Here is an 18,444-nt window from a genome sequence, read left to right on the forward strand (position 1 = left end):
GCACAGCGTCGACAACAACGGCATACCGATTGAACATTCTGTAGCAATCACGCATTCGCCGGGGCCACCCGCCGCCCCGCGAAACCCGCATCACAAATTCAGGCAACGGATCGAAACCGGCAAATCGCGGCCGGTGAGCGACGGCTGCCGCCCCCAAACCGGAGATGAACATGAACCGCAGAAATCTCTTCCGCTCCACCATCGCCGCGGCGGCGCTGCTGGCCATGCCGGCCGCCGCCATGGCCGACGTCAACCGGATCGACGTCTACATCACCGGTGATTCCAACATCATCAATTTCTGGAACAACATCATCAAGCCGGCCTATGAGAAGGCCAATCCGCAATACACGCTCAACGTGGTCAGCGCGCGCAACAACATCGCGCCGATCGTCGACCGCGCCCTTGCCGCGCTCGGCAGCGACGTCGATCCCCAGGTCGACATCTTCGACGAGAACGATCCGAACCTGCCGAAGGGCGCCATCGAGAAGGGCCTCTGGGTCGACTTCACCAAGGCCGGCCTCGCCAATTACGGCAAGCTCAACCCGGTCACGCTCGAAACCGACTATGGCCTGCCGTATCGCGGCACGCAGGTCGTCCTCGCCTACGACACCACCAAGCTGAAGCCGGAAGACGCGCCGAAGACCTGGGCCGAGCTAGTCGCATGGATGAAGGCCAATCCGGGCCAGTTCACCCACAACCGTCCCGACACGGGCGGTTCGGGCGGCAATTTCGTCCGCCGCGCGATCCACGAGGCCAACGGCCGCGATCCGTCGCTCTTCCGCATCGACAACTATGTCGCCGGCGAGAGCGACGAACGGCTCGCCAAGGGCTTCGAACTCCTGAAGGAGATCGCGCCCTATACCTATGGCCCCGGCTCCTACTCCGGCGACAACATGCAGTCGATCCAGCTGCTCGCGCAGGGCGTGGTCACGATGGTGCCGGTCTGGTCCGACATGGCGCTGGACGCCGTCAACAAGGGCGTCCTGCCCGAGACCACCGGCTTCACGCAGCTGACCGATCTCGCCTTCGCCGGCGGCTTCGCCGACATGACCGTTCCGACCAATGCCGGCAACCTCGAGGCGACGATGAAGCTCGCCGACATCGTTCTGTCGCCGGAAGTCCAGACCAAGGTCGTCACCGAGATCGGCGCTTTCCCGGCGATCTCGTGGGAACACCTGCCGCAGGATCTCGCCGCGAAATACGCCGCGATGCAGCCTGCCTCGATCCCGACCTTCCCGGGCGGCCCCTGGGTTTCGGCGATCAGCGACGGCTGGTTCCGCACAGTCGCGCCCCATGTCACGCGCTGAGGCAACAAGACAGGACACGAAGGGGAGGAGGCCGATCGGCCTCCTCCTCGTCGCCGTGCCCGTATTCCTGGTGCTGTCGCTGATCGTCTGGCCGGTGGCGCTGTCGGTGTTCGACACGCTCACCGTCGAGACGCCGTCCGGCGTCACGCTGAGCCTCGATGCCTATCGCTTCTTCTTTTCCGACAGCTTCAGCCTGCGCAATCTCTGGATGACCGTCCAGGTGGCCGCGATCTGCACCGCGCTGCTGCTCGCGATCAGCCTGCCCATCGCCCTCTACCTGCGCTTTTCCACGTCCAGGCTGACCGGATACATCCAGGCGCTGGCGCTGTTCCCGCTGTTCGTGCCTTCGATCCTGCTCGCCTACGCGCTGATCCGCACGCTCGGGCCGAACGGAACCGTCGACATCCTGCTCAGCGCCGTCGGCCTGCCGAAACTGGCGTCTCCCTATCTGACGATCTGGGGTCCGATCATCGGGCTCGTCTGGGACAATCTCCCCCTGACTTTGCTGATCGTGCTGGCCGGTCTCGGCAACGTGTCGCGCGCCTCGATCGACGCCGCGCGCGATGTCGGCGCCAACCGCGTCCAGTTGCTCCGGTACATCATCCTGCCGCGCATCCGCAGTACGCTGCTCGTCGCCGCGTCCTTCGTCATTCTCGGCCTCTTCTCCGCGTTCACGCTGCCCTACCTGCTGGGCCCGGCGGTTCCGGAGATGATGGGACCGTTCATGCGCCGCACGATCATCGATGTCGACGATCCGCTGCAGGCCCGCACGCAGGCCGTCGTCACCTTCCTGATCTGCGCGGCCTTCGCCTATTTCTACGTGCGCTCGATCGCGCGCACCCGCCGGGAGCAATCGTCATGAGCATGCCCGCACTTCGCAGGGCGGGCCCGGCCAGCCTCGGCCTCTCCCGCCTCCGCGCCAACGGGGCCGGGATCACCATTGCCGCCCTGCTTTCGCTCTTCATCCTCACGCCGCTCGTCAACGTCGCGATCTGGGCCTTCACCGAGATATGGCGCTACCCCGCGGTCATTCCGCAGAAGTTCGGCTTCCGCTTCTGGGGCGATGTGCTCTCGCGCGGCGACGTGCACCTGGCGATGACGACCTCGCTGTCTTTGGCGGCGATCGTGACGGCTCTGTCGGCGCTGATCTGCCTGCCCGCCTCCTACGCTTTCGCGCGCATGGACTTTCCCGGTCGCAACCTCTTCTTCATGTCGTTCCTGACCGTCTACGCCTTTCCAAAGTTCGGCCTCTACATCACCATCGCCACGATCTTCCTGGGTCTTGGCCTGATCGGCAATTTCTGGGGCGTGGTGCTGATCCAGCTCGTCTCGACGCTGATGTTCATGGTGTGGATCCCCGTCTCCGCGTTCCAGAACGTCGACCGGCGGCAGGAGGAGGCCGCGCGTGACGCCGGGGCTTCGCCGCTGCGCGTGTTCTGGTCGATCACGCTGCCCCAGGTGCTTCCCGCCATCTCGGCGGCCGTGCTGCTCACCTTCGTCAACACCTTCTACGAGACCGAGGTTGCCTGGCTGATCGGCGCGCCCGAAGTGCGCACCGTGCCGCTGCTGATGGTCCGCTTCATCAACTCCGAGCTGGTGGTCCAGTACGGCGCGGTGCTGTCGCTACTACTGTGGGTGCCGTCCTTCGTCCTGCTCATGCTGGTCCGCCGCTTCCTGGGCGCGCAGGCGCTCGGCCGCGCGCTCGGAGCCTAAAATTCGAGGAGCCTGTTAAATGGCCACACTGGAAATCAAGAATCTGAGCCGGCTCTTCGGCAACACTTGCGCGGTGGACGACCTGTCCCTGACGATCGGCGATGGCGAACTCGTCTGCCTGCTCGGACCGTCGGGTTCCGGCAAATCGACGGTGCTGCGGATGATCGGCGGCTTCGAGGAACCGACCGCGGGGGCGATCCTGATCGACGGACAGGACGTGACGCGCGTGCCGCCGGAGCGGCGGCCGACCGGAATGGTGTTTCAGAGCCATGCGCTGTGGACACATATGAACGTCTTCGCCAACGTCGCCTTCGGCCTGAAGCTGCGTCGTCTCCCGAAGGACGAGATCCGCAGGCGGGTGAACGGGTCCCTCGCGACGGTGGGCCTGGAAGGTTACGGCGAAAGGAAGACGAGCCAGCTGTCGGGCGGGCAGCAGCAGCGCGTGGCGCTGGCGCGCTCGTTGGTTCTGGAACCGAAAATTCTGCTGCTGGATGAGCCGTTCGCCAGCCTTGACCAGCATCTGCGGGAGCGGCTGCGCGAGGAAGTGCGCGAAATCCAGCGTCGGGTCGGGATCACCATGATCTTCGTCACGCACGGGCAGGACGAGGCGCTCGCCATCGCCGACCGGATCGCCGTGATGCGCGACGGCAGACTGGAGCAGCTGAGCCGGCCCGACAGGCTCTACCGCCAGCCGCAGACCGAATTCGTCGCCGGCTTCGTCGGCCAGATGAACTTGCTGCAGGGCGCAATTCGCTCGAATGTGATGTCCGTCGCCGGGATCGACCTGCCGGTCGCGCTCGCCGACGGCCCGGCGACGCTGGCGCTACGGCCGGAGGACATCGCTCTCGAAAAGCGAGGCGACGATGGCGGCGCCGACGTGATGCGCGTCACCGATTTCGGCACGCATCTGTCGATCGAGGTCCGCACCCGGTGCCGGCAGAGGCTCAAGATCATGGCGCCGCCCGGGACAGGCTGGTCCGCCGGCATGCGCGCCACGCTCAGCGCGCGCAAGTTCTCGGTCTACCGCGACGGGAAGCTCTGCTTCATGCCGCAGCCCTGCGACGTGCGGCCCGCCGCCGCTGCCTGACGACAAGACCTTTGCGTCGCCGGCTTGCCGGCGATCCGCCCCCGACCATCTGAATGTCGACCCCTCCCAGGGCATCGCCCCTTTCGCGGCCCATACCGATCGGACTTTCCGCAATGCCTCTTCTTTCCGCCACCGAGCCGACACTGCATCCGGGCGCGATCTCGCACAATTCGACCTATGGCGCCTATTGCGAGATCGGACAGGGCTCGCGCATCCTCAACTCGGATTTCGGCGCCTACGCCTATTGCGACCAGTACGCCGACATCGCCAACACCACCGTCGGGAAATTCGCCAACATCGCCGCCATGACGCGGATCGGCCCGACGGACCACCCGTTCACCCATGCGGCCCAGCACCATTTCCTCTACCGCTCCGCCAGCTATTGGGAGGACGTCGCGGACGATGCCGATTTCTTCGCCGCCCGCGCCGCCCGCCGCACGGTGCTGGGGCCGGACTGCTGGATCGGGCATGGTGCGATCATCAAGCCGGACGTGGCGGTCGGCGCGGGGGCGATCGTCGCGGCGGGCGCGGTCGTCACCAAGGACGTTGCCCCGTTCGCGATCGTGGGCGGCGTCAGCGCGACGCTGATCCGATATCGATTCGAACCGGATGTGATCGATCGATTGCTGGCGCTTTGCTGGTGGGACTGGAGCCACGACAAGCTGCGTGAGGTGCTGCCAGACTTCCGAGCCATGCCGGTTGAGACGTTTCTCGACAAATACCATTCCGTAGCGACAAGCTGACATCGTATCGGGGGCCTGCACCTTGCAGATCGCATGAGTCCGAGGACGAATAGACGGCACTTCGTGGCTGACGCTGCCAGCGGATCCAGGTGGACACGCTCGGAAAGCGGAATGGTGGGTCTGGCCGCCGCTGGACCGCGGTTCCCTCGGTCCGATCTTCAGATCCTCAACCTTCGCCCGCTTCCGCCATTTCGAAACCGTCTTCGGATTGATGCCATGCTTCCGGCTCGGCTGCGCGAGTGAAGCTTGCGATCGCTGTATTGCTGCCCTGACGGCGTGCGTGGTTGTGGCGCTGCCGTGACGAACTTGTCCGATAGCGCCTCCTTCCAATCCTTCGAGTGGGCGGTCTGCTTGATGGTTTTCTGGGAGCTCGTGCCGCTGGGTGGTATATCGAACGCGGCGCAGACCTTTCGGTAGCCGCATGCAGCACCTTCCGAGCCGTCTCGCTGGCCGCCTCAGATCAGAACGTGATCCCGAGATTGGCCTTGAAGCCATGTTGCTGCGCCTCGGATGCCACCTGGCCGCTATAGAACAGGCCCAGCGTCGCCGATGACGAAAGGGCGAGATCGAGGCCGGCTTCGATCAGGGCGCTGTCTTTGGCGATCGGCACGCCGGCTATGGTGAAAGCGTCGGACCCGGCGAAGGCCAAAGTCGACAGCGGCACCGTGTCGCCGAACGCGTGTTGCCAGCCGAGTGCACCACGCACGGTAGCGTTCATTGTTCCGAGCGTGAAAACAGTCGATGCCCGCAGTCCAAGCGAAGTAAACGTGGTGCTGGAGGACTGGTCCTCCGCCGACAGCCCCGCGGCACCGCCCAGCTCGGTGAATCCGTCGGTGTTCAGGTTCACATAGGCGAGATTGGCGAATGGCTCATACGACGCCTGCGCGGTGTCGATCCGGTAGCCGAGCTCACCAAAGGCCTGCACCGTGCCCGCATCGTAGTCGGCCTTGAGCGGGTCGGCGAAACCGGGGAAGGCGACCGAGCGGCTGGTGTCGAGGTCGTGCCATGTATAGGCAAGGCCGGAACGGAATCCGAGCGCGCCCCACTGCGTGCCCGCATAGACTCCGAGACTGTAGTTGTCGCTCGAACCCGAGGCGTTGCGATCGTCGGCGTCGAAGCTGGTGCGGCTGTAGCCGGCGATCGCGCCAAGTCGCCAGTTGTCGAAGGCGGCCGTGTCAGCGCCCACCAGGAAGCCGCCGGTCGAACGATCGAGACGCGCGGCATTGCCGTCGCCATCCGTGTGCCCCCAGGCGCCAAAGCCCTGACCCCAAACCGAGAATGCGTCCGTTGTTGAAGGCTTGAGCACCGGCCCGCCTTCCGCATAGGCCATGACCGGCGCGGGCGAAGCTCCGACGCCGTCGAAGGCGGCGCGGATACGGTCGTAGACCGCATCCCGCAGGAAGTGGCTGTCCTCGATCAGCGCCGTCATGGCCGAAGCATGGATCTCGCCGGACAGGCCGTCGAAGGCGGCGCGCGCCTGGGCGTCGGAAAGGTTGAGAATGGCGTTGTAGACGGGATTGCCGAAGCCGAGGCTGTCAACACCGCTTCCGGTGGCGATCTGGTTGCGGGTGACGCCTACACTGGAGAAGCTGATGTCGTTGCGGAGCAGACTGAGATAGGCACTGGTCTGATCGTAGCTCAGCAGCGGATTGAGGAAAGCCAGGTTCGAGGTGACCCCGGTAAAGGCGTCGCCGTTGGCGAGGCCGCCTGTCGCGGTAAGGATGGTGTAGGTTGTGAGCGGGGCATAGTTGCCGGCGCCTGCCAACACCTGAACGGTGCCGCCATTGATGGTCGCCGTTCCGGTCGCGGCAATCTTGCCGGCCTGGCCATCGGCATCGGCCGCGACGATGAAGGTCGAACCCGCATTGAACGAAATGTTGCCCGCCACCTGGAGCGTTCCGGTGGAGCTCCTCGGTGCAATCGTGCCGGAGACCGTCGTTGTTCCGACCGTACCCTGGCCAGAAAGCGTTGCGCCGGTGGCGATCGTTAGCGAGGACGAGGCAATCGAGCTGCCGGCCGCCATATCGAGTGTGCCAGACTTGACCTGGGTGGAGCCGTTGAAGCTGCTTATGCCGCTGACGGTCCAGATGCCGGAGCCGGTCTTCTCGAGAGAAGCGAAATTCTGGTACTGGGTGCCAAGGGTCGCGACGTCAAAGCTCGAATCCACCGTCCCGCTCAGCGCCAGCACATCGGTGCCGTTCGCGACCGCGACGACATTGCCGGTGATGCTGGACCCGGCCTGCAATTCCAGGCGGTTTTCGCCACCGGTGAATGTGATTGCGTTAGCTTGACCGCCAAAGAAGGTATTTGTACCAGCAATCGTGCCAGAGTTGATGATGGCGAGATCGGCGCCTATGACGCCACTGCCGCCCCGGCCTCTCGTCGCGGCGCCGTTGCTCCCAGCCGCACCGCCGCTGCCGAATCCGCCCGCTGCACCTGGCCAGCCGCCGCTGGCGCTGTTGCCACCGTCCCCTCCTTGAATAACGCCGGAATTGGTTATCGTTCCGCCGCCCGACAGCAGGATCGCCGCTCCGCCGCTGCCAAGTCCGGAGGCCGCGCCGCCCGCGACGAGGCCCGCGGCGTCGATGGTGAGGATTGTGTGACTTCCGCTCGCTAAGCCGGCGCCGCCACTGCCATCGTCGCTGCCCGCGCCACCGCTGATGGTGCCAGCATTCACCGTGATGTTGCCCCCGTCGAGAAGGATCAACCCGCCACCGCCACCGCCGCCTTTCCCGCTGCTGATACCGTCACCGGCTCCACCAGCTCCACCGGTGATGCTGCCATTCTCATTCACGATCACGAGGGCGGCTCCGGAAATCCGAAGACCGGCGCCGCCGCCGCCGCCGCCGCCGCCTGCGTAACGGCCACCATCTCCGCCTTGGCCGCCGGTCACAGCGGCATTCACGTGGATCTCGCTTGCGCCGGTAATCTGGAGGGCATCGCCACCGCCGCCACCGCCGCCGCCGCTAAAGCCGAGGCCGCCGCCGCCGTCGCCGCCGTGACCACCGACCACAGTGGCACCCACCCGGACTTCATCGGCACCCCAAATCTGGGCGCTCCCGCCGCCACCACCGCCACCGCCACCGCCACCACCACCAGAGGTATAACCTGCACCACCACCGCCGCTCGCCACGGGAGTGGTGATGTCTTGGGGCGGAGACGTATTCGTGCCGGCGATCCCGCCCGGATTGCCTGCCGAACTTGAGCTACCAGATTGACCCGCCGTGCCGCCCATGCCGCCGGTAAGGCTGTCCGAGCCACCGCCTTGTCCGCCTGTCGCCGACTGTGCCATGGCCGATCCGCTGGAACCTGCGATCGCAACCAGTCCGACAAGAGCAGCTCCGCCCAACAAGGCAGTCAATCGCCGCCGTATCGGTTCGTTACGATCATCCCGAAAGCACTTCGTCCGCGCCCAATCCGACGAGCTCGGTCTGGGCGTGTGCCAGAACACATCCATCGAAGGAGGGGGCTGTCCGGATGCAACCGAGGGGCAACGGGGCTCGCACATTGGATTAAGTCCCTTCGGAATCGATAGGTCACCCTCGCCCACAACGTGACGTTGCGCAAGCAACATTCTAGCGTTGCGGTGGTGAAGGGAAGAAGAGGTCTGGCGGTTCCAGTTCGCCCAGCAGGAGATCGCCAAACTGGCCCAGACGGCGTGGGAGTTCCCGCCGATGCAGAAGGGCGCCCACGCTGGCACCCTTGTTCCTTGCCACTCCGCGGCGCGGGCAGGAGCCCAAATCGCGCCTGGTCAGCCGACTTTGTGGGTCCGGCGGTGCCGCGCCGGTCGGTCCGGCCCTGAGCGTCGCCCGGGGCCCGCGACCCGGGATCGCACTTCACCGGGCGATTTCGGCGGATTTCCTGCGGGATGGAGCGTTCAGACGCTTGCGGCCGCCTTCAGGCTTCTGTCCTATTGGGCGCGACATCCGCCCATTCAAGGCGGAGTGGGGGAATCATGACACTTGCAGCGACACTGATCCTGGTTGGCCGCGTCATTCTCGGCCTGTTTTTTGTCATCGCCGGCATTCGCAACTTTATGAATTTCGCCAAGGCGAGCGCATCCGAGACCAATTACGGCTTCAAGCTGCCGGTGTCGGTAGCCGCCTTCGGCTTCGTCTCGCAGCTGGTCGGCGGCCTCTCCGTCGCGCTCGGCATCTGGCCGGCCTGGGGCGCGGCCCTGCTGATCCTCTTCCTGATCGGCGCCACGACGCTCTTCCATAATTTCCTGCTGTTCCAGGGCGAGGCGCGCAAGCCGCACCTCTATTTCACCCTCGTGAACTGCGCACTGGCCGGCTACTGCCTGATGGTGATCGGGCTTTCCCTCTGAGACGCGCGCTCCTGCGTTCGCCGCGGCGCTTGCCGACCGCATCCATGCCCTGAATGTCGGCGTCTCCAGCTCAGTGGGAAACGGAGCTGGAGAAGACGTTGACGATGATGACGCCGGTGATGATGAAGCCGAGGCCGATCAGGGCGGCCGTGTCCAGCGTCTGGCGAAACAGGAAATATCCGATCGCCGAGATCAGCACGATGCCGAGGCCGCTCCAGATCGCATAGGCGATGCCAACTGGCATGGTGCGCAGCGCGATGGTCAGGCAATAGAAGGCCGCCGCGTAGCAAAGCGCCATGCCGATCGTCGGCAGCGGTCGGGTGAACTGCTGCGATTGCTGCAGCAGCGTGGTGCCAACGACCTCGAGCCCGATGGCGATGCCGAGGGAGGCGTAGGTTGCAAGGGCCGGGTTCATGGCCTGTCACTCTTCACGGTCATGTCGATCAGGGTTTGGCGCAGCGCGTGGCGGTCCATGCGCAGCGTCGCGTCGACTTCGGTCAGGTCGGCCAGCCAGACACCGTCGGCCGCATAGCGGACAATCTCCAGCGCCGGATCCGAATCGGTGTCGGCATGCCGCAGCAGGCGATTGCGCAACCATTCCGACCAGAGCTTGCGGAGATTGGCGTCCGTCATCATTGAAATCGACAGCGCGCCCCAGGGGCTCGGGGTTTTCGAGCCGATCAGCCGGAGCGCCGATTCGACATAGGCCCGGGTGAAGCGGCCATGCGCGACGGAATCGTCGGCGAGCAGCGCGTCGATCTCGCTGTCGAGCGCGTCGAGAAGGTCGACGAAGACCCCTTCGATCAGGATCTCCTTGCTCGGAAAGTGGTGGAACAATCCACCCTTCGTGACATTGGCCGCATCGGCGACGGCCTGGATCGTCAAGGCGGACAGGCCCATCTCGACGGCGAGACCGGCCGCGCAGTCCAGGAGGGTCCGGCGTACCTGTTCGGGCTGCTTCTTGCGGGCGTAGGCATTGGTCATTTCGTAAAGATACCAAATGGTCGGTATCTTTGGAAGTCGTCTGGTTCTGATTGTTTGCCGGCCGCCGTGGCAAGACGGTCGGCGCTGCGCGAGCGAAAAAAAAGACCCCGGCCAGGGTGAGCTGGCCGGGGTCTGTCGGTCACGGCGCTGGAAGGCGCCAGGCGGCCCGCATGGGCTAGTCGTTCAGTTCCGTGTCCGGCATCGAGACGAAGATCAGCACGGCGATGATGGTGATGAAGAAGCGGAACGCCGATTCGATGCCGTTCCAGGTCTGCGACATCCACATGCCGAACCACTCGCCGCCGACCGACAGGAATGCCACCTGCCAGACGAGGAAACCGAAGGCCAAGCCGCCGATCGCCCACTTCTTCGAGCGGTTGAAGGCGCGGGCATCGGCGCCGAGGCGGCCGAGCATGGCGAAAGTGCCGATCCAGCACAGGATGGCGGTCAGTGTCTCGGCTGCGATGATCGCGATATAGAAGACGTGGTGCAGCGTCGGGTTGCTGATTGCGCGGTAATGGATCGTCGCGTTCGGGAAGATGGTGTCCATCAACAGCACGTGCTGCACGAACTCGAAATTGGAGCCGTAGTCCGTGATGTTGCCGAATGCCACCAAGGTGGCAAAGAAGGCGATGGAAGCGACGAGCGCTGTTTTGCTGAGGCGGGTGATTTGCATCGGGAATAATCCTCTTGATAGCCAGCCACCAGAAAAGCACGAAATCTTCTACGGACAAGTAAATGCCGTTCCGTCAAGCCTTGTTAGGCCATGACGTCGTCGTTCGGCGCAGGCGTTGCCTCGGCGCTTGGGGAAGCGCTACCGGTATCCGGTCGCATCGGCGGGCTTGCCCGTTTCCTCGACCTCGACCAGGTAGCGGTAGGCATCCGGCTGGGAGCCGTCGAGGTCGGTGAAGCCATAGACCTCCGCCAAACCGCCGCTGGAGAGCGACTGGCCGTTCCAGCGGGCACGGTCGGGATCGGCGGCGAGGGCGGCGACAGCGCGGCCGACGAAGCGCGGCGTTTCCGAGATGACGAAATGCGGCACATTCGCGATGGCCTCGCGCCAATTGTCCTCGCGCACGCCGAAATGTTCCAGCATCATCTCCGAGCGCAGCCAGCCGGGTGTCAGCGATAGGGCCGTCGCTTGGTGCGGGGCGAGATCCTTGGCATGCGCCCAGGCCATGCGGTTCACGGCGGTCTTGGCAAGATCGTAGAAGGGCGACAGGCGATAATGCGTGGCGTTGTAGTCCGCCGTGCCGTCCGTCACCTCGACCAACAGTCCGCCGGGATTCTCGATCAGCAGCGGCAGGGCGAAATGCGCGGTGATCAGATGGGTGTCGATGCCGAGGCGAAGCAGGCGCAGGCCGTTGGCGAGATCGTGCTCCCAGACCGGCTTGTTCCATTCGAACAGCTTCTCGCCGCCCCAGATGTCGTTGACCAGGATGTCGAGCCGCCCTGCGTCGCGGCGAATCCGTTCGACCAGGGCGCGGACCTCGTCCGGAACGAGATGGTCCGTCGGTACGGCGATGCCCGCGCCGCCGAGTGATGTCACCAGCTCCGCCGTTTCCTCGATCGTCTCGGGGCGCTGGTATTCGGAGGGCCGCTCCCGCGTCGACCGGCCGGTGACATAGACGGTGGCGCCCGCCGCGCCGAGTTCCGCCGCGATGCCGCGTCCGGCGCCCCGCGTCGCCCCGGCGACAAGAGCCACTTTTCCGTGCAGCGTCATGGCATTCTCCCGGTCTTGCCAGCCCATTCGGTCTGGCAAATCTGAGTTCAGTAATTTATAAATGATCATTCGTTTATAAAAGAGAGTCAAGATGGCCCGTCGCAAGACCCTTCCGGACGAGGCGGTACTTGAAGCCGCGCTGGCGCTGATCCACGAGCGCGGTCCCGAGGCGCTGACCTTCGAGAACCTGTCCCGTGCCTGCGGGCTCTCCGGCTCGACGCTGGTCCAGCGCTTCGGCAGCAAGGCGGCGCTGAAGCAGGCGGCGCTGCTGCAGGCATGGGACGGTCTCGACGCGAGAACGGCCGGCCTCGCCGCCGCCGTGCCGAAATCGCCGGCCGGGGCGATCGCCCTGCTGGTCGGACTGTCCGACTATGGCGACATCGAAGCCTATGCCGAGGGGCTGCTGGTGCTGCGGGAGGATCTGCGCGATCCGCTGCTGCGGGCCCGTGGGGCGCGCTGGAAGCTAGCGATTGCCGAGGCGCTCGACGCCTGCTTCGCCGATACGCCGCACGCGCCGAAGGACATCGGCCTGCTGCTGGCCTCGCATTGGCAAGGTTCGCTGGTCTGGTGGAGCTTTGATCCACAGGGCGCGGTGGCGGATCACGTCCGGCATGGCCTGGTTGGCCTGGTGGCGGTTCTGCTGGCGAAGGAGCCCTCTGCCTGACCGAAAGTCCTGCGCGAAATCGTGGCGCGTCGAGCGCGGCGATGGCAGGGTGGCGACCGCGAAGCGCTGCCGCGATTCCGGTCGTCGTCGGCGAATGGGAACGGTGGGGGCAGGCGACCTGAATTCGGCCGCCCGCCCGCCGATAGACGAGTACAGGGAGCGAGACGAATGGCGGAATTGGCGGGCAAGGTGGCGATCGTCACCGGCGGGGCGACGGGCATCGGCTTCGGCGGCGCGCAGGCGCTGGCGGCGGACGGCGCGACGATCGTGCTGTTCGGCCTCGACAGGGGCGCGCTGGACAAGGCTGTCGCGACGCTGGCGGCGTCGGGCACGACCGCGCATGGCGTCGTCGGCGACGTCTCGAGCGACGCGTCGGTTTCCGCGCTGGTGGCGGAGACGGTGGCGAAGTTCGGCCGCATCGACATCATCGTCAACAGCGCCGCGATCCAGCCCTACGGCACGGTCGAGACGATGTCGGAGGCCGATTGGGATCGCGTGCTCGCTGTCAATCTGAAGGGCACCTATCTGACCGCCCACCACGCCATTCCGGTGATGCGGAAGAACGGCGGTGGCGCGATCGTCAACATCGCGTCGGTGCAGGGCATCGCCTGCCAGACCAATGTCGCCGCCTATGTCGCCTCGAAGGGCGGCCTGCTGGCGCTGACCCGCGCCATGGCGCTCGACCATGCCAAGGACGGCATCCGCGTCAATGCCGTCTGCCCCGGCTCGATCGATACGCCGATGCTGCGTTTCGCGGCGAGCGAGAATCTCGACGGCAAGACCGAGGACGAAGTGATCGCCTCCTGGGGCGCGGCGCATCCGATTGGCCGCGTCGGCCGGATCGAGGATGTCGGGGCGATGATCGCCTTCCTCGCCGGCCCGCGCGCCGCCTTCTGCACGGGCGGCGAATACAAGGTCGATGGCGGTCTGCTGGCCAAGATCGGCGTCGTCCTTCCGGATTGAAGCTGGACCATTCAGCCAAGGAAAAGGCCCCGGCGAAGATCGCCGGGGCCTTTTTTGCTTCCGCCGGGTGGGTCCGTCGCCTATTCGGCGTCGGCGCGCAGCAGGCTCATGCCCTCATCCGTCAGCACATAGCCGGCGACGCGCGTCTTGACGAGGCCGAGCTCGATCAGCTTCTGCACGGCCTTGCCGTTGAGGCCGACATAGGGGCCGGGACGCGAGACGCGGGCGAGCGTCTTCAGCTCGATTTGGGAAAGGTCGGTCTTGGAAACGGCCATGGCGCTGATCCTTTTGATGTTTGGCCGCGGACAATAGCGATAATTCCGGTCAAGGCCAGCGCCGCGCGCGTGTACGGTCCAATGAAACGGCAGATTGCCCGCTCCCGCAAGCGGGAGGGGCCGAAAGGTCCGGCGGCGGATTACTCCGCCGCTTCGAGCAGGCCGCGCTTCTTCAAAAGCGCGGAGGGTTCCGGGTCGCGGCCGCGGAAGGCGCGATAGGCCTCGTCCGGCTTGCGGCGGTTGCCGGCGGCATAGACGAAATCCCGCAGCTTGGCGGCGACGGCGGGCGCGAAGATGTCGCCCGCCTCCTCGAAGGCGCCGAAGCCGTCGGCGTCGAGCACTTCAGACCAGAGATAGGAATAATAGGCCGAGGAATAGCCGTCGCCCGCGAAGACATGCTGGAAGTGCGGCGGCCGGTGCCGCATCACCATCGCTTCCGGCATGCCGATCTCGCCGAGGATCTTCGTCTCGAAGGCGTTGGCGTCGAGGCCCTCGGTCGAGGTCAGCAGGTGGAATTCAAGGTCCACGAGCGCCGACGAGACATATTCTACGGTGGCGAAGCCTTGGTTGAAGGTCCGGCTCGCCATCAGCCGGTCGAGCAGCGCCTTCGGCATCGGTTCGCCGGTCTTGTAGTGCAGCGCGAAGCGTTCCAGCACGTCCGTTTGCTCGAACCAGTGCTCGTAGAGCTGCGACGGGAACTCGACGAAGTCGCGCGCCACATTGGTGCCGGCGAGCAGCGGGTAGGTGACGTCGGACAGCAGGCCGTGCAGGCCGTGGCCGAACTCGTGGAACAGCGTCCGCGCGTCGTCATAAGAGAGCAGCGTCGGCTGGCCGTCGGCCGCCTTGGCGAAGTTCATCACATTGACGATGACGGGGCGGATATCGCCATTGAGCCGCTCCTGGCCGCGATATTCGCTCATCCACGCGCCGGAGCGCTTCGAGGACCGGGCGAAATAATCGCCGAGGAACAGGCCGACCGGTTTGCCTTCCCGGTCCTTCACTTCGAAGACGCGGACATCCGGATGGTAGACCGGTACGTCAAAGCGCTCGACGAAGGTGACGCCGAACAGCCTTGTTGCCGTGTCGAAGGCGGCCTCGATGATCTTGTCGAGCTGCAGATACGGCTTCAGCTGGCTTTCATCGAGATCGAACTCGGCCTTGCGGCGCTTCTCGGAATAGAAGCGCCAGTCCCAGGCGGCAATGTCGAAATTGCCGCCCTCGCTGCGAGCTAGTTCCTGCAACGCGTCGCGCTCGGCCAGCGCCTGGGCGCGAGCCGGCGTCCAGACGGAACGCAGCAGCTCCATCGCCGCCTCGGGCGTCTTCGCCATCGAATCGTCGAGGCGATAATGCGCGAAAGTCTCGAAGCCGAGCAACTTCGCCCGTTCGGCGCGCAACGCCACGGTCTCGGCAATGATGGCGCGGTTGTCGGTCTTGCCGGCCTCGCCGCGCGCGATCCAGGCGGCGAACGCCTTCTCGCGCAGGTCGCGCCGGGCCGAGAACTGCAGGAACGGCTCGATCGACGAACGCGACAGCGTGATCACGTGCTTGCCGTCGAGACCACGATCCCTGGCCGCCTGGGCCGCCGCGTCGCGCAAGAAGTCCGGCAGGCCGGCGAGATCGTCCTCGCCTTCCAGCGTCAGGCTCCAGCTCTTCTCGTCGGCGAGCACGTTCTGGCCGAAATTGGTGCCGAGTGTCGCGAGCCGCTCGGCAATGGCGCCGATCCGGGTCTTCGCTTCCGGCGACAGGCCGGCGCCGGCGCGGACGAAGGCGGTGTGATAGCGATCGAGCACCCGGGCCTGTTCGGCGTCGAGGCCGGAATCGCCCACCTTGACCAGCGTGTCGATGCGCTCGAACAGCTTGGCGTTCTGGTAGATCGCATTGCTGTGGCGGGCCAGCACCGGGGCGAGATCGAGCTCGATCGTCTCCAGCTCGTCATTGGTATGGGCGCCGGTCAGGTTGAAGAAGACGCTGGCGACGCGGTCGAGCAGACGACCGGCCCGCTCCATGGCGGCGATCGTGTTGTCGAAGCTGGGCGCTTCTGGATTGTCGGCGATTTCAGCGATCTCGGCATTGTGCGCGGAGATCGCCGCCTCGAAGGCGGGGCTGTAATGCGCGGGTTCGATCGATGCGAAGGGCGGGACGGCGAAAGGGGTGTTCCAGGGCGCGAGAAGCGGATTGTCGGCAGTCATGCGGGCCTCTGTGAGAATGAGCTGACGCCAGACATGGAGGGTTTGGCGACGCGGTTCAAGCTTAATGCCGGCCGCATTCCTCTCTATAGGAGAGAGACCAACCCCTGTCCGATTCGAGTTTCGCCATGTCCGCCTCCCTCCCGCCCCGTCCCCGCATGCTCGTCATTGGCGACGTGATGACCGATGTCATCGTGCGGCCGGACGGCCCGCTGGTGGTCGGCTCCGACCGGCGCGCCAAGATCGGCCTCTATCCGGGCGGTTCCGGCTGCAACCAGGCGGCCTGGCTGGCGCATCTCGGCATTCCCGTGGCCTTCGCCGGTCGCGTCGGACGCCGCGATCTCGGCGAGCAGGAGCAGGCCTTGCGCGACGCCGGCGTCGTGCCGGTTCTTGCCGCCGACGATACGCGCGCGACCGGCATGCTGATCGTCCTGCTCTCCGAGGGCGGCGAGCGCAGCTTCCTGACCGATCGCGGCGCCAATGACGGCCTCTGCGACCATGATCTGCCGTTCTCTATGCTGAACCAGCTCGATCTCGTGCATGTCTCCGGCTATGCGCTGTTCACGCCGGGCCCGCGCGCCGCGGTGATGTCGCTGATGGCGGTGGCGCGGGCGCGCGGCATCACGGTGACGGTCGATCCCGCTTCGGTCGGGTTCCTGGAGGAGGTCGGCCCGTCGAATTTCCTCGGCTGGACCAGCGATGCGTCGATCATCTTCCCGAATGCCGAGGAGGCCGCCTGCCTGACCGGCACGCGCAACGAGGCCGAGCAGATCCGTTTCCTGACCGCGCGCTACGACCTCGCGGTCATCAAGCGCGGCGCGGCTGGCGCAGAGGCGGCCAACCAGTCGATCCGGCTGAAGGCACCGGCTCCGCAGGTGAAGGTCGTCGACACGACCGGCGCCGGCGATGCCTTTCTCGCCGGCTTCCTGGCCGCGCGGCTGGCCGGCAAGCCGCTCGACATCTGCCTCAACCGCGGCGTCGCGGCGGGGGCGGCGGCGACCACGGTGCTTGGCGGGCGTCCGACCGAGAGCCTGCCGCTGCCGCTTGCCTGGGGCGATCTCTAGTCTCAGCCTCGCACGCGGCTCGTCGCGCCGTCGGCGAGCGCGACCTCGATGACGCTGAGGCCGCGCTCGGTGAGCCTTGACGGAAACATCTCCGGCAGGCGCGCTTCATGAGGCGGCACAACCCGGCCAGGATCGTCGCCGGCCGCCTTCACGATGGCATCCAGCGCGAACACCATGTTGGTCTGGCTGCCGATGCCCATGCCGACCGGCCGGTAGAACGGATCCGCCGGCTCGCCTCCATTGAGATTTTCCATCCGGTAGACGAGGTCGCCGGTGATGACGAAGCTGTCTTCGCTTGTGCGCTGGCCGTCATTGCGGATGACGACGAATTGCGAACCGGGCGTATGCGTATCGGCGGCGAGGCGCAGGTCAATGCCGGGAAACACATCCTCCATGTCGCCATTCACGGCGACGAGACGGCCGTCGCGCGCCAGCTCGACGCAGCGGATGATGTCGGCCGGGTCGGTCGTACGCATCAGCCAGCGGAAGCGCCGGTCGAGCGACATCGCCCAGATCCAGCGCGAAAGCTCGGCCTCCTGGATGTAGAATTTCGCATTGAGGAACAGCGCGAGGCCACCCATGTGGTCGAAATGGGCGTGGGTGATGATGACGTGGTCGATGTCCCCAGGCGTCATCCCGATTTCGGCCAGCACGTCGCGTGGCGCGGCGAAATTCACGACGCCGGAGCGATCGGCGAGAAACTTGCCATGGGCGGCGTCGTCATGGCCGCAATCGATCAGGATGGTGTGCTCGTCGCTCTTCAGCAGCGTGTAGGCATAGGGAAGCTTGCAGGTTCCCTTGTTGTGCTCGCCATAGACCAGCGCGCTCAGCGGCATTTCGGGGATGTAGGCGTATTCCAGCACCCAGATCGAATAGATGGACATGGGCCCTCCCGGCCGCGCTTCAGGTTGTGACGAGGCGTGGTGTATGCAGCGCGCAGCAGGCTCCGGTGAGATCGATCCGATCGAAGCCGGGGAGCGCGCGGGACGCGGCGCCGAGTTCTGCCCAGGCGGCGGCGACCAGCCGTGTTGGATCTGTGACGCCATCGCGACCGAGGGGCGCGGCGCGGATCCTCGCCAGCGCGTCCGTCAGCCGCGCGGCCGCGGCCAGGAGATGCTCGTGATGATGGCGTGTCCGGGATGAGTGCGGCGCGAGGCGCAGCGTGGCGTCGCGGGCGCTATCGAGCAGGTCCGCCGCGACGGCGAGCATTGGATGATGGGGGCCGGCCGAGCGCGCGCCGCTGGCGGAAAGCAGAAGCAGGCCGGCGAGTTGCGCCGTGACGGCGCGCAGATCCTCGAAGCAGGGACCCGCCGCCTCGATATAGGCGCGCGTGGCGTCGTCCGGCCCTGCGGGCGCATCGCATTGCGGTTGGTGCGGAGTGGCGACGGAGCGCATGCCCTTTCCCCTG

Annotated in this window: 18 protein-coding genes and 1 pseudogene; 9 read left to right on the forward strand and 10 right to left on the reverse strand. The window is 65.8% G+C overall.

Annotated elements, in window-relative coordinates; translation table 11 throughout:
* Nucleotides 1-170 precede the first annotated feature (170 nt).
* The 5 genes from G342_RS0119450 to G342_RS0119470 all read left to right on the forward strand — a co-directional run bounded on the left by G342_RS0119450 (nucleotide 171) and on the right by G342_RS0119470 (nucleotide 4,850).
* Nucleotides 171-1,307 (forward strand): extracellular solute-binding protein, encoded by a 1,137-nt coding sequence (locus G342_RS0119450; RefSeq protein WP_026304627.1) that lies wholly within the window; start codon nucleotides 171-173, stop codon nucleotides 1,305-1,307.
* Nucleotides 1,294-2,169, forward strand: a complete 876-nt coding sequence (locus G342_RS0119455; RefSeq protein WP_026304628.1) for an ABC transporter permease — start codon at nucleotides 1,294-1,296, stop codon at nucleotides 2,167-2,169. Before G342_RS0119450 ends, G342_RS0119455 begins: the two co-directional genes overlap by 14 nt.
* Nucleotides 2,166-3,020 (forward strand): ABC transporter permease, encoded by an 855-nt coding sequence (locus G342_RS0119460; RefSeq protein ID WP_018184843.1) that lies wholly within the window; start codon nucleotides 2,166-2,168, stop codon nucleotides 3,018-3,020. Before G342_RS0119455 ends, G342_RS0119460 begins: the two co-directional genes overlap by 4 nt.
* Before the next feature lie 19 nt (nucleotides 3,021-3,039).
* Entirely contained in the window at nucleotides 3,040-4,107 is a 1,068-nt protein-coding gene (locus tag G342_RS0119465) for an ABC transporter ATP-binding protein (protein WP_018184844.1), read from the forward strand.
* A 113-nt stretch (nucleotides 4,108-4,220) separates the two neighbouring features.
* Entirely contained in the window at nucleotides 4,221-4,850 is a 630-nt protein-coding gene (locus G342_RS0119470) for an LbetaH domain-containing protein (protein ID WP_018184845.1), read from the forward strand.
* A 129-nt stretch (nucleotides 4,851-4,979) separates the two neighbouring features.
* Here the strand turns inward: G342_RS0119470 and G342_RS26505 are convergent.
* A pseudogene (locus G342_RS26505) lies at nucleotides 4,980-5,165 on the reverse strand (transposase); the annotation flags it as partial.
* Nucleotides 5,166-5,310: 145 nt separating this feature from the next.
* A complete protein-coding gene (locus G342_RS26585) occupies nucleotides 5,311-8,142 on the reverse strand; it encodes an autotransporter outer membrane beta-barrel domain-containing protein (RefSeq protein ID WP_198010837.1) in 2,832 nt (943 codons plus the stop codon).
* A 663-nt stretch (nucleotides 8,143-8,805) separates the two neighbouring features.
* Here G342_RS26585 and G342_RS24715 point away from each other — a divergent pair.
* The gene (locus G342_RS24715; RefSeq protein WP_018184847.1) at nucleotides 8,806-9,177 is read left to right on the forward strand and encodes a DoxX family protein; all 372 of its coding nucleotides are present in this window, start codon (nucleotides 8,806-8,808) and stop codon (nucleotides 9,175-9,177) included.
* A gap of 70 nt (nucleotides 9,178-9,247) precedes the next feature.
* Here G342_RS24715 and G342_RS0119490 read toward each other — a convergent pair whose 3' ends face one another.
* The 4 genes from G342_RS0119490 to G342_RS0119505 all read right to left on the reverse strand — a co-directional run bounded on the left by G342_RS0119490 (nucleotide 9,248) and on the right by G342_RS0119505 (nucleotide 11,884).
* On the reverse strand, nucleotides 9,248-9,592 hold the full coding sequence (locus tag G342_RS0119490) for a DMT family transporter (RefSeq protein WP_018184848.1): 345 nt from the start codon (nucleotides 9,590-9,592) through the stop codon (nucleotides 9,248-9,250).
* Nucleotides 9,589-10,161, reverse strand: coding sequence for a TetR/AcrR family transcriptional regulator (locus tag G342_RS0119495; protein ID WP_018184849.1), 573 nt, complete (start codon nucleotides 10,159-10,161; stop codon nucleotides 9,589-9,591). Before G342_RS0119495 ends, G342_RS0119490 begins: the two co-directional genes overlap by 4 nt.
* Nucleotides 10,162-10,336: 175 nt before the next feature.
* Nucleotides 10,337-10,837 (reverse strand): DUF2165 family protein, encoded by a 501-nt coding sequence (locus G342_RS0119500; RefSeq protein ID WP_018184850.1) that lies wholly within the window; start codon nucleotides 10,835-10,837, stop codon nucleotides 10,337-10,339.
* A 138-nt stretch (nucleotides 10,838-10,975) separates the two neighbouring features.
* Complete coding sequence (locus G342_RS0119505) at nucleotides 10,976-11,884, reverse strand: SDR family oxidoreductase (protein WP_026304630.1); 909 nt, start codon at nucleotides 11,882-11,884, stop codon at nucleotides 10,976-10,978.
* A gap of 91 nt (nucleotides 11,885-11,975) precedes the next feature.
* Between G342_RS0119505 and G342_RS0119510 the strand changes: the two genes are divergently transcribed.
* Together G342_RS0119510 and G342_RS0119515 are read left to right on the forward strand one after the other, a co-directional pair.
* Nucleotides 11,976-12,548 (forward strand): TetR/AcrR family transcriptional regulator, encoded by a 573-nt coding sequence (locus G342_RS0119510; RefSeq protein ID WP_018184852.1) that lies wholly within the window; start codon nucleotides 11,976-11,978, stop codon nucleotides 12,546-12,548.
* Nucleotides 12,549-12,716: 168 nt separating this feature from the next.
* Complete coding sequence (locus tag G342_RS0119515; RefSeq protein WP_018184853.1) at nucleotides 12,717-13,511, forward strand: SDR family NAD(P)-dependent oxidoreductase; 795 nt, start codon at nucleotides 12,717-12,719, stop codon at nucleotides 13,509-13,511.
* 80 nt (nucleotides 13,512-13,591) lie between these two features.
* On the opposite strand, the gene G342_RS0119520 is transcribed toward G342_RS0119515, so the two are convergent.
* Nucleotides 13,592-13,786 (reverse strand): hypothetical protein, encoded by a 195-nt coding sequence (locus tag G342_RS0119520; protein ID WP_018184854.1) that lies wholly within the window; start codon nucleotides 13,784-13,786, stop codon nucleotides 13,592-13,594.
* A gap of 140 nt (nucleotides 13,787-13,926) precedes the next feature.
* Nucleotides 13,927-15,975 (reverse strand): M3 family metallopeptidase, encoded by a 2,049-nt coding sequence (locus tag G342_RS0119525; RefSeq protein WP_018184855.1) that lies wholly within the window; start codon nucleotides 15,973-15,975, stop codon nucleotides 13,927-13,929.
* A gap of 125 nt (nucleotides 15,976-16,100) precedes the next feature.
* Here G342_RS0119525 and G342_RS24720 point away from each other — a divergent pair, with 125 nt between their 5' ends.
* Entirely contained in the window at nucleotides 16,101-17,036 is a 936-nt protein-coding gene (locus G342_RS24720; RefSeq protein ID WP_018184856.1) for a carbohydrate kinase family protein, read from the forward strand.
* Nucleotides 17,037-17,038: 2 nt separating this feature from the next.
* On the opposite strand, the gene G342_RS0119535 is transcribed toward G342_RS24720, so the two are convergent.
* Nucleotides 17,039-17,920 (reverse strand): N-acyl homoserine lactonase family protein, encoded by an 882-nt coding sequence (locus G342_RS0119535; protein ID WP_018184857.1) that lies wholly within the window; start codon nucleotides 17,918-17,920, stop codon nucleotides 17,039-17,041.
* 19 nt (nucleotides 17,921-17,939) lie between these two features.
* Nucleotides 17,940-18,431, reverse strand: coding sequence for a hypothetical protein (locus G342_RS0119540; RefSeq protein ID WP_018184858.1), 492 nt, complete (start codon nucleotides 18,429-18,431; stop codon nucleotides 17,940-17,942).
* Between the last annotated feature and the right edge of the window lie 13 nt (nucleotides 18,432-18,444).

This window comes from Kaistia granuli DSM 23481, from assembly GCF_000380505.1.
Lineage (GTDB): Bacteria > Pseudomonadota > Alphaproteobacteria > Rhizobiales > Kaistiaceae > Kaistia > Kaistia granuli.

What these genes read in the sequence shown, in the direction of transcription:
- G342_RS0119525 (WP_018184855.1), bottom strand. Translation starts at nt 15,975, where the DNA reads ATGACTGCCGACAATCCGCTTCTCGCGCCCTGGAACACCCCTTTCGCC.
- G342_RS0119520 (WP_018184854.1), bottom strand. Translation starts at nt 13,786, where the DNA reads ATGGCCGTTTCCAAGACCGACCTTTCCCAAATCGAGCTGAAGACGCTC.
- G342_RS0119515 (WP_018184853.1), top strand. Translation starts at nt 12,717, where the DNA reads ATGGCGGAATTGGCGGGCAAGGTGGCGATCGTCACCGGCGGGGCGACG.
- G342_RS0119510 (WP_018184852.1), top strand. Translation starts at nt 11,976, where the DNA reads ATGGCCCGTCGCAAGACCCTTCCGGACGAGGCGGTACTTGAAGCCGCG.
- G342_RS0119535 (WP_018184857.1), bottom strand. Translation starts at nt 17,920, where the DNA reads ATGTCCATCTATTCGATCTGGGTGCTGGAATACGCCTACATCCCCGAA.
- G342_RS0119455 (WP_026304628.1), top strand. Translation starts at nt 1,294, where the DNA reads ATGTCACGCGCTGAGGCAACAAGACAGGACACGAAGGGGAGGAGGCCG.
- G342_RS0119540 (WP_018184858.1), bottom strand. Translation starts at nt 18,431, where the DNA reads ATGCGCTCCGTCGCCACTCCGCACCAACCGCAATGCGATGCGCCCGCA.
- G342_RS26585 (WP_198010837.1), bottom strand. Translation starts at nt 8,142, where the DNA reads ATGGCACAGTCGGCGACAGGCGGACAAGGCGGTGGCTCGGACAGCCTT.
- G342_RS0119470 (WP_018184845.1), top strand. Translation starts at nt 4,221, where the DNA reads ATGCCTCTTCTTTCCGCCACCGAGCCGACACTGCATCCGGGCGCGATC.
- G342_RS0119505 (WP_026304630.1), bottom strand. Translation starts at nt 11,884, where the DNA reads ATGACGCTGCACGGAAAAGTGGCTCTTGTCGCCGGGGCGACGCGGGGC.
- G342_RS0119490 (WP_018184848.1), bottom strand. Translation starts at nt 9,592, where the DNA reads ATGAACCCGGCCCTTGCAACCTACGCCTCCCTCGGCATCGCCATCGGG.
- G342_RS0119465 (WP_018184844.1), top strand. Translation starts at nt 3,040, where the DNA reads ATGGCCACACTGGAAATCAAGAATCTGAGCCGGCTCTTCGGCAACACT.
- G342_RS0119495 (WP_018184849.1), bottom strand. Translation starts at nt 10,161, where the DNA reads ATGACCAATGCCTACGCCCGCAAGAAGCAGCCCGAACAGGTACGCCGG.
- G342_RS0119500 (WP_018184850.1), bottom strand. Translation starts at nt 10,837, where the DNA reads ATGCAAATCACCCGCCTCAGCAAAACAGCGCTCGTCGCTTCCATCGCC.
- G342_RS24720 (WP_018184856.1), top strand. Translation starts at nt 16,101, where the DNA reads ATGTCCGCCTCCCTCCCGCCCCGTCCCCGCATGCTCGTCATTGGCGAC.
- G342_RS0119460 (WP_018184843.1), top strand. Translation starts at nt 2,166, where the DNA reads ATGAGCATGCCCGCACTTCGCAGGGCGGGCCCGGCCAGCCTCGGCCTC.
- G342_RS0119450 (WP_026304627.1), top strand. Translation starts at nt 171, where the DNA reads ATGAACCGCAGAAATCTCTTCCGCTCCACCATCGCCGCGGCGGCGCTG.
- G342_RS24715 (WP_018184847.1), top strand. Translation starts at nt 8,806, where the DNA reads ATGACACTTGCAGCGACACTGATCCTGGTTGGCCGCGTCATTCTCGGC.